17 protein-coding genes are annotated in these 14,059 nt (G+C 63.3%); 8 read left to right on the plus strand and 9 right to left on the minus strand.

Features of this window, described 5'->3' with window-relative positions:
• Window positions 1–47: 47 nt before the first annotated feature.
• Both SSPSH_RS06620 and gfa read right to left on the minus strand, forming a co-directional pair.
• A complete protein-coding gene (locus SSPSH_RS06620; protein WP_006912901.1) occupies window positions 48–1,211 on the minus strand; it encodes a zinc-dependent alcohol dehydrogenase in 1,164 nt (387 codons plus the stop codon).
• 174 nt (window positions 1,212–1,385) lie between these two features.
• A complete protein-coding gene (gene gfa / locus SSPSH_RS06625; protein WP_006912902.1) occupies window positions 1,386–1,952 on the minus strand; it encodes an S-(hydroxymethyl)glutathione synthase in 567 nt (188 codons plus the stop codon).
• A 192-nt stretch (window positions 1,953–2,144) separates the two neighbouring features.
• On the opposite strand from gfa, the gene SSPSH_RS17830 reads away from it, so the two are divergent.
• Genes SSPSH_RS17830 through SSPSH_RS06640 form a run of 3 tightly spaced genes read left to right on the plus strand, consistent with a single transcriptional unit; the run spans window position 2,145 to window position 5,087 of the window.
• Window positions 2,145–3,329: a M48 family metalloprotease gene (locus SSPSH_RS17830; RefSeq protein WP_006912903.1), complete on the plus strand. Its 1,185-nt coding sequence runs from the start codon at window positions 2,145–2,147 to the stop codon at window positions 3,327–3,329.
• A gap of 28 nt (window positions 3,330–3,357) precedes the next feature.
• Window positions 3,358–4,143: a thiosulfate oxidation carrier protein SoxY gene (locus SSPSH_RS06635; RefSeq protein ID WP_161627812.1), complete on the plus strand. Its 786-nt coding sequence runs from the start codon at window positions 3,358–3,360 to the stop codon at window positions 4,141–4,143.
• Window positions 4,143–5,087, plus strand: coding sequence for a quinoprotein relay system zinc metallohydrolase 1 (locus SSPSH_RS06640; RefSeq protein ID WP_006912905.1), 945 nt, complete (start codon window positions 4,143–4,145; stop codon window positions 5,085–5,087). The genes SSPSH_RS06635 and SSPSH_RS06640 overlap by 1 nt, the downstream gene beginning before the upstream one ends.
• A 21-nt stretch (window positions 5,088–5,108) precedes the next feature.
• Here the strand turns inward: SSPSH_RS06640 and SSPSH_RS06645 are convergent, their stop codons facing one another.
• The 7 genes from SSPSH_RS06645 to SSPSH_RS06670 form a co-directional block, all read right to left on the minus strand.
• A complete protein-coding gene (locus SSPSH_RS06645) occupies window positions 5,109–5,840 on the minus strand; it encodes a hypothetical protein (RefSeq protein ID WP_021031519.1) in 732 nt (243 codons plus the stop codon).
• 2 nt (window positions 5,841–5,842) lie between these two features.
• Complete coding sequence (locus tag SSPSH_RS06650; protein WP_006912907.1) at window positions 5,843–6,355, minus strand: hypothetical protein; 513 nt, start codon at window positions 6,353–6,355, stop codon at window positions 5,843–5,845.
• Window positions 6,356–6,395: 40 nt separating this feature from the next.
• Window positions 6,396–6,992 carry a hypothetical protein gene (locus SSPSH_RS06655; protein WP_006912908.1) on the minus strand — a complete coding sequence of 199 codons (597 nt, stop codon included), beginning with the start codon at window positions 6,990–6,992 and terminating at the stop codon, window positions 6,396–6,398.
• A 7-nt stretch (window positions 6,993–6,999) separates the two neighbouring features.
• Window positions 7,000–7,743 (minus strand): MotA/TolQ/ExbB proton channel family protein, encoded by a 744-nt coding sequence (locus SSPSH_RS06660; RefSeq protein WP_006912909.1) that lies wholly within the window; start codon window positions 7,741–7,743, stop codon window positions 7,000–7,002.
• 86 nt (window positions 7,744–7,829) lie between these two features.
• Entirely contained in the window at window positions 7,830–8,285 is a 456-nt protein-coding gene (locus tag SSPSH_RS17835; RefSeq protein WP_006912910.1) for an FCSD flavin-binding domain-containing protein, read from the minus strand.
• Window positions 8,228–9,118 (minus strand): FAD-dependent oxidoreductase, encoded by an 891-nt coding sequence (locus SSPSH_RS06665; protein ID WP_021031520.1) that lies wholly within the window; start codon window positions 9,116–9,118, stop codon window positions 8,228–8,230. Before SSPSH_RS06665 ends, SSPSH_RS17835 begins: the two co-directional genes overlap by 58 nt.
• Window positions 9,108–9,431, minus strand: a complete 324-nt coding sequence (locus SSPSH_RS06670) for a c-type cytochrome (protein ID WP_051339773.1) — start codon at window positions 9,429–9,431, stop codon at window positions 9,108–9,110. The genes SSPSH_RS06665 and SSPSH_RS06670 overlap by 11 nt, the downstream gene beginning before the upstream one ends.
• Window positions 9,432–9,734: 303 nt before the next feature.
• Between SSPSH_RS06670 and SSPSH_RS06675 the strand changes: the two genes are divergently transcribed.
• From SSPSH_RS06675 to SSPSH_RS06695, 5 genes are read left to right on the plus strand one after another with little or no spacing between them, the layout of a single operon-like run.
• Window positions 9,735–10,748, plus strand: a complete 1,014-nt coding sequence (locus SSPSH_RS06675) for an ABC transporter substrate-binding protein (RefSeq protein WP_021031521.1) — start codon at window positions 9,735–9,737, stop codon at window positions 10,746–10,748.
• On the plus strand, window positions 10,729–11,517 hold the full coding sequence (locus SSPSH_RS06680; protein ID WP_006912914.1) for an ABC transporter permease: 789 nt from the start codon (window positions 10,729–10,731) through the stop codon (window positions 11,515–11,517). The genes SSPSH_RS06675 and SSPSH_RS06680 overlap by 20 nt, the downstream gene beginning before the upstream one ends.
• Window positions 11,514–12,311 (plus strand): ABC transporter ATP-binding protein, encoded by a 798-nt coding sequence (locus tag SSPSH_RS06685; RefSeq protein WP_006912915.1) that lies wholly within the window; start codon window positions 11,514–11,516, stop codon window positions 12,309–12,311. Before SSPSH_RS06680 ends, SSPSH_RS06685 begins: the two co-directional genes overlap by 4 nt.
• Window positions 12,308–13,060 carry an ABC transporter ATP-binding protein gene (locus SSPSH_RS06690; protein ID WP_006912916.1) on the plus strand — a complete coding sequence of 251 codons (753 nt, stop codon included), beginning with the start codon at window positions 12,308–12,310 and terminating at the stop codon, window positions 13,058–13,060. Before SSPSH_RS06685 ends, SSPSH_RS06690 begins: the two co-directional genes overlap by 4 nt.
• A complete protein-coding gene (locus tag SSPSH_RS06695; protein WP_006912917.1) occupies window positions 13,060–14,058 on the plus strand; it encodes a PQQ-dependent catabolism-associated beta-propeller protein in 999 nt (332 codons plus the stop codon). Before SSPSH_RS06690 ends, SSPSH_RS06695 begins: the two co-directional genes overlap by 1 nt.
• Window position 14,059 lies beyond the last annotated feature (1 nt).

Genomic DNA, 14,059 nt, shown 5'->3' on the forward strand with positions numbered 1-14,059 from the left:
TTTTTATTTAAGCCGCAAGGCTGTGCTGCTGTGTCACGTAGCCTTTATCACGGCGTCATCACCACCTTGATGCAACCGTCCTGTTTGGCATTGAAATTGGCATAGGCCTCCGGCGCTTCGGTGAGACCGTAGCGATGCGTGATGATGAAGGACGGATCGATCAGGCCTTGTTCCACAGTGTTCAGCAGCGGCTTGAGATAACCCTGCATATGGGTTTGCCCACCTTTGACCGATAGCGACTTGTTCATCAGCGCGTTGATCGCGAAGCCGTCGACTTTATCGGTATAGACGCCGGGTAGGGACAGCCGCCCGCCCTTGCGAACGGACATGATCATTTCGTTGATCGCATGCGGGTGGTTGTCTTCGGTGGAATCCGCGGTGCGGCGTACCGCCTCTGGATCACCCTGACCGTGGGCCTCAGCGCCGACACAGTCGATGCCGCAATCCGGGCCGCGCCCACCGGTCATGTCCAGCAGCTTGCTGTAGACGTCTTCTTCTTCGAAGTTGATCACCTCGGCGCCGGCTTTTTCACTGGCCAGCTTCAGGCGCTCGGGTACGCGATCGATCGCGATCACGCGGCCCGCGCCCATCATCCAGGCGCTGCGAATCGCGAACTGGCCGACCGGGCCGCAGCCCCAGATGGCGACCGTGTCGCCGGCTTCCATGTCGCACTGGTCGACCGCCTGATAGCCGGTCGGGTAGATGTCCGACAGGAACAGCAGTTGGTCGTCACGCAGGTCGGACTCGACCTTGATCGGGCCGATATCGGCATAGGGCACACGCACGTATTCGGCCTGGCCGCCGGGAATGCCGCCCAGCAGGTGCGAGTAGCCGAACAGCGCTGCCGGCGAATGCCCCATTACTTCGGCCGCCTGATCGGCGTTCGGGTTGGAGTTGTCGCACAGCGAATACAGATGCTTGTTGCAGAAAAAGCAGCTGCCACAAGAAATGGTGAAAGGTACGACCACGCGGTCGCCTTTCTTCAGGTTGTTCACGGCCGAGCCGGTTTCCACAACCTCGCCCATGAACTCGTGGCCGAGAACGTCACCTTCCTGCATGCCGGCCATCAGACCGTTGTAGAGATGCAGATCGGAACCACAGATCGCAGTGGCGGTAATCTTGATGATCGCGTCGCGATCCTGCTGGATTTTCGGATCGTCGACGTTGTCGACGCGGACGTCGTGGGTACCGTGCCAGGTCAGTGCTTTCATGATGCGCTCGTTAGTTTCTCGAAACTGCAGGCATTCATCGTACACGCGGCGACTAGGGTCGGGAATGCGGATAGTCACTGAACTGCCGGAAGTAAAAGACTTTTGCGCGTTCGGCAGTAGTGCGCGCCGGGCGATACCGCCGGCCCGCATGAACGCGGGCCGGCGATCGGTTTGCTAGAGCACGCCTTTTTGTTTCGCGGTATGGGTGGCGATCACATCCATGAGCGTGGGTGATAGGCAGTCGTACGGTTCGAGGCCCTGGTCGTGCAGATGGCGCCGGATTTCGCCCATCTTGTTCGGATCGGTACCGGCTTCGATAATCGACGATACGAATGCCGCGAACTGCGGCGGTTCCCAGCCGTCCTCATCGGACAGTTCGGTATGGATGAAGTCGAGACCGTAGAACGGGTGCTTGCTGTCTTCGATATGCCCGTACATGTGGGCGCCACAATCCGTACAGGCGTGGCGCTTGATGGCCGCGTCTTCGTTGACGACCTTGAGTTTTTTCTCGTTCTCGCTGACCTTGACGCTGTCGCTGGGTACGACCGCAATCTGGGCAAACGTCGCACCTTCGGGTTTCCAACACATCGTGCAACCGCAGACATGGTTATGCGCACACTGCGATGAAACCTTGACTTGCACCGGATCGCTGCTGCACTTGCATTTCAGCGTGCCGCCGGAAAAATTGTCGGCGGCGGGCTTTATGCCTTTGTCCACGCTGGGATGTATCGTGATGCTCATGAATATTCCTCGTCTCGCAATGAATTCGAATTCGTTAATGGGCGTATTGCCTGTTATTGACCGGCGCGTACGCCGGTTTGCGATTCACACTACGCCGCTGGTCGATCAGGTCAAATACGACGTAAGCCGGGTGCTGTCTTTGCTTGCACCGGGTGAGGCGAGTGCCGGCAGGCGGCGGGGCGAGCGATAGAGATGGCGCACACGCCCTTGTTTTTGCTTGTTGCGACCTGGCTGTTGGCCGGGTTGTTGTTCGAGGCCGTGGTCTGTGCCCGCCAGTGGCGGCATCTCGCCGGCGACGCGCCGGGTACGGGGTCGCGCAGCCGTTACGGCCAGCAGCGTGCGCTGTTTCAGTGGCTGGCCGGCGTCGAACGTATCGTACGTGTGGTCCTGTGGCTTGCGACCGGTGCGCTTGGTGCTCTGTATGCAAGCGTCGAGGCCTATGGCGAAGCGGGTGCGCTGGTGTTCGTGGCCGTCTTCGCTATCGCCGATCAGCTGCTGTGCGAGGTACGTGCCTGGGCGCGCTGGTGGTTTGCCGAGCGTGCGGGCGGCATGTCGCGAAGTGGTATGGCCACCGTAGCCCTCGATAGCGGCCGCCGAGTCGCCCTCAACACCGTCATCGCGACGCTGGCGGCTGCATGGGTACTCTGGCCGTTTTCGTTCTGGGCATTCGGCTGGGCCTGGCCGATAAGCGGCGGGCTGTTGATTGCGGGGGCTGCGCTGTTGTTCTGGGCGCGCCCGAATCTGATCGCGCCGCTGTTCGAACGCTTCAAGCCGCTCGAGGCCGGCGAATTACGCCAACGCCTCGAGGCCATGATGCAGCGCTGTGGCACGCATCTGGAGCAGGTGCTGGTTGTCGATACCTCGCGTCGTTCACGTGTTGCCAATGCGTATTTCACGGGCCTGGGGCGCAGTAAACGGGTGGTGCTCTCGGATACGCTGATCGCGCAGTTGTCGGCCGCCGAACTGGAAGCCGTGATGGCCCACGAGCTGGGTCATTACCGCTGTGGTCATCTGCAGCGCTTCTACGCCAGCCAGGCTGCGTTGTTGTTCGGCGCTTATCTGGCGCTCGGAGCTGTCGCGGCGATGATGAATCTGTCGCCAGCGCCGGCTGAACTTGTGGTTGCAGCATATTTGCTTCTGCCTGCGCTCGGCTGGCCGCTGCAGTTTTGGCAGTCGGCCCGTCGGCGGCGCTATGAATACGAAGCCGATGCCTATGCAGCCGAACATGCTGATGCCGCAGCGCTGATCTCGGCTTTGGAGAAACTGCTCGCCAACAACCTGACCGCGCCGACCATGGATCGCTGGTACGCCGCGCTGTTTGCGACCCATCCGCCGGGCGCGTCGCGTCTGGCACGGCTGCATGCGATCGATGGCTGATCGCGGCCGACTACTGTCGCGGCCTGCTGTGTGCATCTTGCTGGCGGGGCTGTATGCGCTGAGTTGTGCGTCGGTTGCAAGCGCGGCCGGGGTCGATACGATCGTTCACGATCCGCTGGAGTCATCGCGGTGGCGCTATATGGTGGCCCAGCATTTTCGTGACGCGCCGGTGGTATTCGACGAGCGCGTGCAGGTTCTCGTTCCGGATCACGCACAGGACCCGCAGGCCACCCCGGTACAGATCCGTGTGCAGGGCCTGAACGATGTCACCCAGATCCGGGTGATCGCCGACGCCAGCGCCCATAGCAGGGTGCTGGATTATTTTCCGGCGAATGCCGCGCCCTCGATCGGCTTCAGCTTCGAGGTGGCCCAGGCCACGCCGCTGCGCGCGGCAGTGCGCACGGGCGACGGCGTATGGCATATCGGCGGCGCCTGGGTGGACGGGCAGGGCGGCGGCTGTGCCGCGCCCAGCGTTACGCCAGCGGCGAGCGCCGATCTTGCATTCGAGGGCCGTATTGAAGCGCGCAGCTGGGCTCGTGCCAACGACCGTCAGCGGCTCAAGTTGCGTGTCGTTGTGCCCAGGCAGACATCGGATATCGCGACGCGCAGCACGGCCGTTGTCGAGGAAATCACCGTTCGCGATACGCAAGGCCGGCTTCAGGCGCGCCTCGTGCCCGGCAGCCCGCTTGCCCGCGCCAGCCTGTTCACGCTGGATATACCCAGCCGTGAGGCGTTGCGAATCGAAGCCCGCGACGACTGGGGCAATCGCTATCGAACACACGTTGCCATGAATGCCGAAGACGAGGCGCCGTAATGCGTGTTTTTCTCGCCTGTCTGCTGCTTGCCCTGAGCCCCGTTGGCGCCTGGGCCAGCGATTATTATGCGTTGACGCCACAACAAATCGCCCCCGATACCTATGTGTTCATCGGCGCGCTTGAAGGATTCGATTTCGACAATCACGGCGCCGTGGCCAATAGCGGCTTCATCGTCAGCGAAAAAGGCGTGGTGGTGGTCGATACGGGCCCGTCCCGGCTCTATGGCGAAGCCATGCGCACGGCGATTGCAGAGGTTACCGACCAGCCCGTTGTACGGGTCTATATCACCCATGCCCATGCTGACCACTTTCTCGGCAACAACGCTTTCGAGGATGTGCCGATCGCGGCACTACCGGCCACCGAAGAGAGTATTCGCAGTGCCGGCGAGGACATGGCGAGCCATCTCTACGATCTCGTCGGCGCGGCCATGCGCGGCACCGCGCCCGTGGTGCCGAACGAGACGCTCGCGCTCGACGCGGCCACGAGCACGCGTATCGACTACGGTAATCACCGGCTCGAACTTATCGCCGCGGCGGGCCATAGCCCGGCCGATCTGATGATTCTGGATCGAACGACCGGCGTGCTCTTTGCCGGCGACGTGGTTTTCAATAATCGGGCGCCGGCCACGCCGCATGGCGATATCGCCGGTTGGCAACGGGCGCTTGCCGCGGCGGGCGAAAGCGGCTTCAGGATCGTGGTCCCCGGTCATGGGCCGGTCGCATACGATACGGCGCCGTTGGCCCAGACCGCGGATTATCTGGCCTGGCTGAAAGATCGGCTGCAACAGGCCGCCGCGCGTGGCGAGAGTGCTGCCGAGGTGATGTTCGAACCGCTGTCGCCGCGCTGGGCTGCGTTGGCAGTACAGCCGGCCGAGTATCGGCGTTCGGTAAGCTATCTCTATCCGGCCCTGGAGCGAGCGACGCTCGACCCGTCGCAAGACTGACGAGTGCTGCCCGTTTGCCGTTCAGCGGCCCGGTGCACGGGTGAGCTTCATGCTGATATGCCCGCCGGTAATCATGCGCTGTTCGCTGGTCAGGCGTTCGTCGCGCTCCAGGCGGGCCAGGCCCACGCCCGGGCAATACCATTCGCGTTGCTCGATAGGGACCTCGGAGGGCGCGAACCCGGCACCGGCGCCCAGATGAAAATGCGCGGTGCCGACAGCCAGCACGCAGCGCTGGAAGCGTCCGGCGGGTACGTCCACGGCAACGTCGTCGGCCTCGATACGGTAGTCCAGCGTGACCGTATTGCCCGGCGCGTGTTCGCTGATGAAGGTCCGGGCGCGATCCAGCAGATAGGCATGGGCCGGCTCGCGCCAGCTCGTACCCACCGTCGCCGGTAGCGGCAGGATCTTGGTTTCGGGTTGATCCATGATCGGCGTGTGGCTGGCGACCGATTTAACGGCCACGCGGTAATAACCGTCATCACGCTCGGCCAGGTAGTAGCGGCTGCCGTTTTCGTTGCGACGGATCGCGATGCCCGGCTCGCCGGCAAAGCGGCGGCGCTCGACGTTCTCCATGGTGCGCGTGCTGCGTTCGGGGGCGGCCCCCTTGCGTTCGGTCACCACGCTGTACTCCCAGCGCAGGCCCGGTTCGAGCGGGTAAAGCGCATCGGCATCGGGCTGGGCGCCGCAGCCGACCAATACGGTGCCAAGCCATGCTGCGGACAATACGTTTGCCAGTCGGAATACAGCGCGCACGGCTATTTCTCCGGCAGCATGGGTTCGGGCAGATCGCGCAGCTCGATGTTCTGATGATCGGGCGCAAAGGTATTGTCTTCGCTGACCACGCGCTCGCCGTCGCTGCGATCGGCCGTACCCATCTGCAGCTGGCCGTTGCGCATGGCGTCGCGTGCCCGCTCCAGCCGCGTATGCAGCTCACGGTCGTAGGGCAGGGTGAAGGCTCGTGGTATGCCGCTGGGCTCGTCGTTGACGATCGGTGTGATCCATAGATAGATCCGCCCGGCCGCGCCCTGGCTTTCATCCGGCTCGAGCACCGACGATGCATTGAGCAGAAAGTGATGCGGCAGCGACATACGCGCCGGCCAGCCGCGTAGATCCTGCAACGAATGCCAGGTGACGAAATACAGGGCGCTCACCAGCACGATACAGCCCAGGCGCACCCACAGTGGCCAGCCGCTGCGGATATTGAGCGCGAGCACCAGTACGCCGAGAGCCACATAGGCGCCGCCGAGCAGCCAGAGAGTCTGTGTCATCGTCGGTCCTCGTTGTGTGTTGGCGCGTGCGAAGCGGGTGTCATTGCACGATCGACTTGGCCAGTGTGTTCACATTGCTCACCGAACCATCGGGGTTCACGGTAAAACGCACCGCCGTATGTTCCTGGCCGGGATAATCGAGCGCGACCTGATCCTTGAAGACAATCTGCAGGCGTGGGTTGATCCGGCTGACCACCACATCGGCGAGGATCGGCTGCCCGGTCTTCGAGTCGTAATACTGCAGATTGACCACATATTCGCCCGGCGCCCGCCCGCGGATGGTCACGATTTCCTGGTTGAGTTCGTTGGTGATGCGCTGGCCGTCGACGATCATTTCATCGTTGATCAGGCCGCGGTCGTCGCGATCGAGATTCATCATCCCGGCTTCCGGATTCAGGTACCACACCTTGTCGCCGCCGGGGCCCTGCACCCACAGATCGACATCATCCGGACGCCCCGATTCCCAGGTTGCGGTGATGATGTATTCCGCCTTGGCGGGGATTTCGCCGGTCTTCGCGGGCGGGTTCAGGAAGAACACCGCGATCAGGAACATGAAGGTAAAACCCAGCAGTGCATTGAACAGCAGATCGGTAAACGGGTCGGTATCGCTATGGCGGCGTTTGCGCCGAAAGGCCATGGCGCAATCAGCCCAGGCGCTGGTCTTGGGCGAAGGTCACAATGCGGGCCTGCAGGCGGTCGGCGGCGCGGTCGAGCAGCAGGTATTGCAGGCTCAGCACCATGCTCGTGGTCAGGCCGACGAGGGTGGTATAGAGCGCCACGCGCATGCCCTGGCTCATACCGACGAGCAATTGCTGAATCGCGGCCACATCGAAAGACTGGGTGCTGTTAACCGTGGCCAGCATGACGATGAAACCGATCACCGTGCCCAGCAGCCCTAGCTTGATGAGGGCGCCGCAGATGAACCAGCCCATTTCGTGGGCGCCGGCCAGGCGCTCGCCCAGCACATCGACCACCGTATCCGGCGGTGGGCCATCGCGGTGGGAGCGCAACTGCAGCAGCGACGCAAGATAGGCGCTGGCGGCGCTTTCGGGCTGGATGCGGTCATCGACGGTGAGCGCGCCCGTATCGCTGCGCTGCAAGCGCGCGCCGTTGTCCACGTCACGTATCACCCGCTCGAAGCGCGCGGTCTCGCGCGAGAGCCAGGCGCTGCGTATGCCGCAATAGCCCCAGGTGACGATGAATATCAGGCTGATGAGCAGGCTCACGCGGGTCATGTCGCCAGCGACGAGCGTTGTCAGCACGTTGTATTGCTGGGCCACCCACAGCACGAAGACCAGCACGCCGGTCATGATCAGCCATTGCTGGAATACATGGCCCGAGCCGGCCCCGGGCCGAGCGGTTTTGAAGCGGGTCAGCGATACCGCCATGGCTCATCCTCTCGCAGCGTTGTCGCGCCGAGCGCGCGATCTTTTGTTGTTCTCGTAAGCACGATGTTCTATCGAGCAGGCACCGGTCAGCCGAAGCTGTCGTGCACGATGTTGTGATACCACGAGCGCGCATAATCGGCCTCGGCCGCGCGCGTGTCGGGGTCGGCGGCCAGGGCTGAAATACCACCGGCGTTGGCAATGGCGGTCAGTGTATCGCCGTCGAGCGTATACACCTCGGTTACGCTGATGCCGTAGTCCGGTGCCACCAGGCTGTAGCAGGCGTTGATCAGTCTTGTCTCAGCGGCGGGTTCGCCGGCCAGTTGTCGCGCTATCGCATGCGCACACAGCTTGGCCTGCATGTTGGCCGCGTAGGCCGATTTGGGCATGGGCTCGGCGCGCGCAGCATCGCCAATGACATGCACGCCCTCGTGGCCCGGCACCGAAAAATCGTGGCCGGCGACCGGCACCCAACCGGCGGCATCGGTCAGCCCGGCATCGGCTGCCAGGCGGCCGGCTTTCTGGGGCGGAATGATATTGAGCACATCGGCTGAGTATTCGTCGCCGCCCGCGGTACGCACACGCTTGCTTGTGGCATCCACTTCGACCACCCGCGCCCCCCCGCGCGGCGCCCGCCGCGCCATTGCACGCGTTCGCCGTAGCGTGCGCCCCAGCCGGTGCGAAACAACGGTTCCTTGGAAAAATGATCCTTCGCATCGAGGATCAGCACATCGGCGTCGGGTCTGTGCTGCTTGAGGAAATGGGCAATCAGGCTGGCGCGCTCGTAGGGCCCGGGCGGGCAGCGATAGGGGTTGTCCGGCGTGCTGATAATCACGCGTCCGTTGTCGGGCATCGCGCGTAGCTGATCGCGCAGTGTGCGCAACTGGCGGGCGCCGCCGGGCCAGGCATGGGGAATGCGCTCGACATGGTCGGGGCCATAACCGTCGATTGCGTCCCACTCGAAATCGATACCGGGGGCGATAATCAGCCGGTCGCCGGCAATCGTTCGACCATCGCCCAGGCGGATACGGCGTGCCGTCGGCTCGACGCCATCGATATCGGCATGCACGACTTTGACTCCCGCCGCGCTTAGCCCCTCGTGGGTCTGGGTGATCGCCGACACTGGGCGTAGCCCGGCGATGACCGTATTGCAGAAGGGTCCGGTCACAAAACTGTCCTGGCGATCGACGAGCGTCACGCGAACCGACGGCGCAAACCGGCGCAGTGCAAGTGCGCAAGTGGCACCCGCGAAACCGCCGCCCGCGATGACCACCTGGGGTGGCGCCGCGCCGGCGCGACCTACCGGTAGGCCGAGCACACTCAGTGCAGCGGCGCCGGCGAGCCCGCGCAGCAGGCGTCGCCGGTTGTTACGGGGCACGACGATGTTCTTCGGCCGCGCTATCGGTAGCGGCGAAATAGTCGGCGAGCGCCGTGATCTGGGCGTCGTCGTAGGCTGGCGCGATTCGATTCATGATCGTGCCGGCGCCGTCGCGAAACGCCTGCATGCGTGCGATGAACATGGGTTTGTCCAGGCCGGCCAGAGACGGCACCGCGCCGGTGGACTGGCCTTGCGAGCCGTGGCAGGCGGTACAGGCGCCGGCAAGCGTTTCGCCTTCGGCAGCGGCTGCACCGGCGCGCCCTACGCTGAACGCGATCAGCATCATTGTCACGGCGAGTACGCGATAGCTCATCGTTTTGAAACTACGCTCGCCGCTGTCGCCCGGCAAGAGAGGGCGCTGTGCTTGGCAGTGCATCGTTGTCGGCGTTCGTGGAAGATCGTGTCGTCAGCCGCGTGCGCCGGCTGCCATTGTCCGCCTGCGACTATCCGCGGGCTTGCGTGCAGCAACCGTTAGCGGGCAATTTAGACTTGCAAACAACAATATATCCGCGTCCTGCGATCGAGCGTGGCGGGATTGCTAATAACTCGGTCGGCAAAACGTCGACCATGGCGACGGTGTCGAGGCGGTGCGACCGGGATACCGGCAGGAGATTCCATGACTACACCCGCGCGTGTTGCAACGCGTTTGTGGCTGGCAGGTTTGATCCTACTGGCGGCGTGGCTGGTCGGCTGTTCCGCCGATACGCCAGATAATGCGGCTGACCCGCTGCGTGTCGGCGTGCTCAAGTTCGGCACCGTGAGCTGGGAGATGGAGACGATCCAGCGCAACGGTCTGGCTGAAAAGCACGATGTGGCGATCGAGGTCGTACCTCTTGCTTCGGAGAACGCGCTGGCCGTGGCGCTGCAGGGCGGGCGCGTCGATCTGATCGTGTCCGATTGGCTGTGGGCGGCACGCCAGCGTGCCGAGAACCGCAACTATCAGTTCGCGCCGTATTCGCTGGCTGTGGGTGCAGTCATGGTCAATCCGGCTTCGGGCGTGGAAACGCTCGCCGATCTCGCGAACAGAAAACTGGGAATCGCGGGCGGGCCGGTCGACAAAACCTGGTTGTTGCTACGCGCCTATGCGCAGAAAACGCAGGGTATGGATCTCGAACGCGTCGTCGAGCCCACATTTGCGGCGCCGCCGATGATCAATCGCTTGCTGCTCGATGGCGATCTGCCGGCTGCGGTGAATTTCTGGCACTACAACGCCCGGCTATCGGCGCTGGGCATGCGGCCGCTGCTCAGCGTTGAGCAGATGCTCGCAGGGTTGGGCATCGACACCGTACCGCCGCTGCTGGGCTGGGTTTTCGCCGAAGACTGGGCCGACGAACATCGCACCGAACTGCAGCATTTTCTGGCCGCCAGCCAGGATGCCAAGCGCCTGCTGAACGAGTCGGATGAGGCCTGGGCGCCGCTCGAGCCGATGATCAAACCGGAAAGCGAGGCCGTGTTCGCCGCGATTCGCGACGGCTATCGCGCCGGTATCATCAAGCGCTACGGCGCGCCCGAGATTGCGGCGGCCGGGCAGTTGTTCGACCTGCTTGCGACCGAAAGCGATGGCCAGTTGACCGGCGGCGTCACGCAGCTGTCGGCCGATGTGTTCTGGGATGGATATCGCCAGCCATGACATGCCGCTGGTGCGCTTTCGCATGAGGCGGCAACAGACGCTTGTGCGTGCCGCATCGCTGGTCGGTCTCGCGCTGCTGTGGCAGATCGTGGCGCTGATCGCGAACAGCGATGTGCTGCCCGGCCCGCTGGCCGTTTTCTACAAGCTGATCGTGCATACGGCGTCGGGCGAACTGCCGTACCACCTGGCAATCACCCTGGCGCGCGTGGCGGTGGCGTTTGGGCTGGCGATGGCCATCGGTACCGCAGTCGGCATCGTGATGGGGCGCTATCAGCAGCTCGATCTCGCGTTCGACGGCGCGCTGGTATTGGGACTGAATATCCCAGCGCTGGTGACTATCATCCTCTGCTATGTATGGTTCGGTTTGAACGACGTTGCCGCGGTACTTGCCGTGGCCCTCAACAAGATTCCGACCGTGGTGGTGATGGTGCGCGAAGGCGCGCGCGCGGTGGACCCGAAACTGCTCGCCGTGGCCCAGGCGTATCGCGTGCCCCGGATCGTAACCTTGCGACAGGTGTTCCTACCGCAACTCTACCCTTATCTCATGGGCGCGGCGCGCAGCGGCCTGGCGCTGATCTGGAAGATCGTGCTTGTCGTGGAGCTGCTCGGGCGCAGCAACGGCGTGGGCTTTCAGCTACACCTTTACTACCAGTTCTTCGATATCGGCAGCATTCTGGCTTATACGCTGGCGTTTGCCGGTGTGGTGTTGCTGGTCGAAGGGCTGGTCATGCGCCCGCTCGAACATCGGCTCACCCGGTGGCGTACATGAGCGGGCTGCGTATCCATATTCGCGAGAAGCGCTTCGACGGCGCGCCGGTGCTGGGTGAATGCACCATCGACGCCGCGCCGGGCGAGTTCATTGCGCTGGTCGGCCCGTCCGGCTCGGGCAAGAGCACGTTGCTATCACTGGTCGCCGGTCTCGATGCAGACTACGACGGCGACATCACCTGGAACGGCGCGCCGCTATCCGCAGTCGGCGAATCGCCTGCGCATATGGGGATGATGTTTCAGGAACCGCGGCTCATGCCGTGGTTGAACGCGCTCGATAACGTGAGGCTCGCCGAAGCCGAACGTGTGGCCCGCGAGCCGGGCTATCAATCCAATGCGCCGCGGCTTCTCGAAGAGGTGGGGTTGGGTGAAGCGCAACACGTCTGGCCGAATCATCTATCGGGCGGCATGCAGCGGCGCGTGGCGCTCGCACGTGCGTTCGTCGTCGAGCCGCAGCTGTTGCTCATGGACGAGCCGTTCGTGTCGCTGGACATGCCCACCGGCAATCGCCTGCGGCGCTCGTTGCTGCGCTTGTGCGAACGTCAACGGCCGCTGGTCTTGTTCGTGACCCACGATTTGCGTGAAGCGTTGGCCCTGGCCGATCGCGTGCTGTTCTTTGGCGATACGCCGGCCCGCGTTCTGCTTGATCACCCGGTCGAGGGCGCTCGCGGCAAGGATCTGGAAAGCGCCGAGGTGGCCTCGGCCCAACAGGTGCTGCTCGCGCGTTATCCGCAGCTGCTCTCCGGCATACTCGACCCAAGCCAGGTACAGACTTACGACGAGGACACCGCATGAGCCAAGCCGCCCTCAAAGTCGACGCGGTCAGTAAATCCTATGGCGCCGTGAAAGCCCTCGATACGCTGTCGCTGGCTGTCGAGCAGGGCGAGTTCGTGGCCCTGCTGGGGCCCAACGGCGCGGGCAAGAGCACGCTGTTTCAACTGCTCACGGGGCTTTTCGTGCCGGACGAAGGCGCGATCGAAGTGGCTGGATACAACATGCGTCGCGATTCGCGTGCGGCGCTGGCCAAACTCGGCGTCGTCTTTCAGCAACCCACGCTCGATCTGGACCTGAGCGTGGTCGCCAATTTGAAGTTTCATGCTCGCCTGCACGGCATGGGCGCCAAGGCGAAAGCGCGTATCGATGACGAGCTGGCACGCATCGGCCAAGCCGAACGCGCGAAAGACCCGGCGCGGGCACTGTCCGGCGGCAATCGACGCAAGATCGAGCTGGCGCGTGCGCTGCTGCACGAACCGGCGTTGCTGCTTATGGACGAGCCGACCGTGGGCCTCGATCCCGGCTCGCGCGAGCTGTTGGTCGATTATGTACACAAACTCTGCGCCGAACGCGGCATGGGTGTGCTGTGGGCGACCCATCTGGTCGACGAGGCCGAGCGTGCGCACCGCGTGATCGTGCTGCACAAGGGCCAGCGCATTGCCGTGGATACGCCGCGTGCGTTGTGTGAACAAACCGATACCACTTCGCTGGGCGCAGCGTTTCTCGCCCTCACCGGCGAGGCACCCAAGAAAAAAGAGGAGACCGTTTGATGCGTTTCAATCGATACAAACAAGTCCAGCTCGCCGTTGCAGCGGCCGTTCTTTCTGCCAGCCCGATGCTGTTTGCTGCCGGCACCGGCAATGTCTATGTTTCCAGCGAAGACGACGACGTGGTCACCGTCTTCGACGGCCAGAGCATGGACAAGATCGACACCATCGCGGTGTCGGAGCGCCCGCGCTGGCTGGCGTTTTCGCCCGATCACAGCACGCTCTACGTGGCGTGTGGCGATGAGGATTCGATCGATGTGATCGACGTTGCCCAGGGCAAGGTCACCGACCGGCTTACCGATATCGATGATCCGGAAATCTTCGCCATTGGCCCGGATGGCAAGCATCTGTATATCTCCAACGAAGACGATGCCCAGTTCACCGTCTACGACATCGGCGCCAAGAAAGCCGTCACCCAGATCGGCGTCGGCCAGGAACCGGAAGGCGTGCTGGTCACGCCTGATGGTAAGGCGGCCTATGTGACGTCCGAAGTGGCGAACATGGTGCATCGTGTGAACCTCGACAGCCATGAGATCGACGCCAATATCGTGGTCGGCAACCGGCCGCGGCGTTTTGCCCTGTCCGAGGACGGTCACACGCTGTGGGTGACCAACGAGCTGTCCGGCTCGGTATCGCTGATTGATACGCAGACCAACAAGGTCAGCGACACCATCGAGTTCAAGCCGCAGGGCTTTCGTCCGGAAGACGTCACACCCGTGGGTATCAAGTTGTCCGAGGATGGGCAGCACGCGTTCGTCACGCTCGGGCGGGCGAATCACGTGGCGTTCGTGAACGCGAAAACGCATGACGTGGAGGACTATGTGCTGGTCGGCGACCGGGCCTGGGGCATTGCTCAGAGTCGCGACGGCAAACAGCTTTATGTCACCAACGGGTTGTCCGACGATATGTCGATCGTGGATATCGGCCAGCGCAAGACACTGCGATCGATCCCGGCCGGGCGCGTGCCGCATAGCGTGGTCATCGACACGGTCGCCGAGTAAT

Source organism: Salinisphaera shabanensis E1L3A (genome assembly GCF_000215955.2).
GTDB classification, from domain to species: Bacteria; Pseudomonadota; Gammaproteobacteria; order Nevskiales; family Salinisphaeraceae; genus Salinisphaera; species Salinisphaera shabanensis.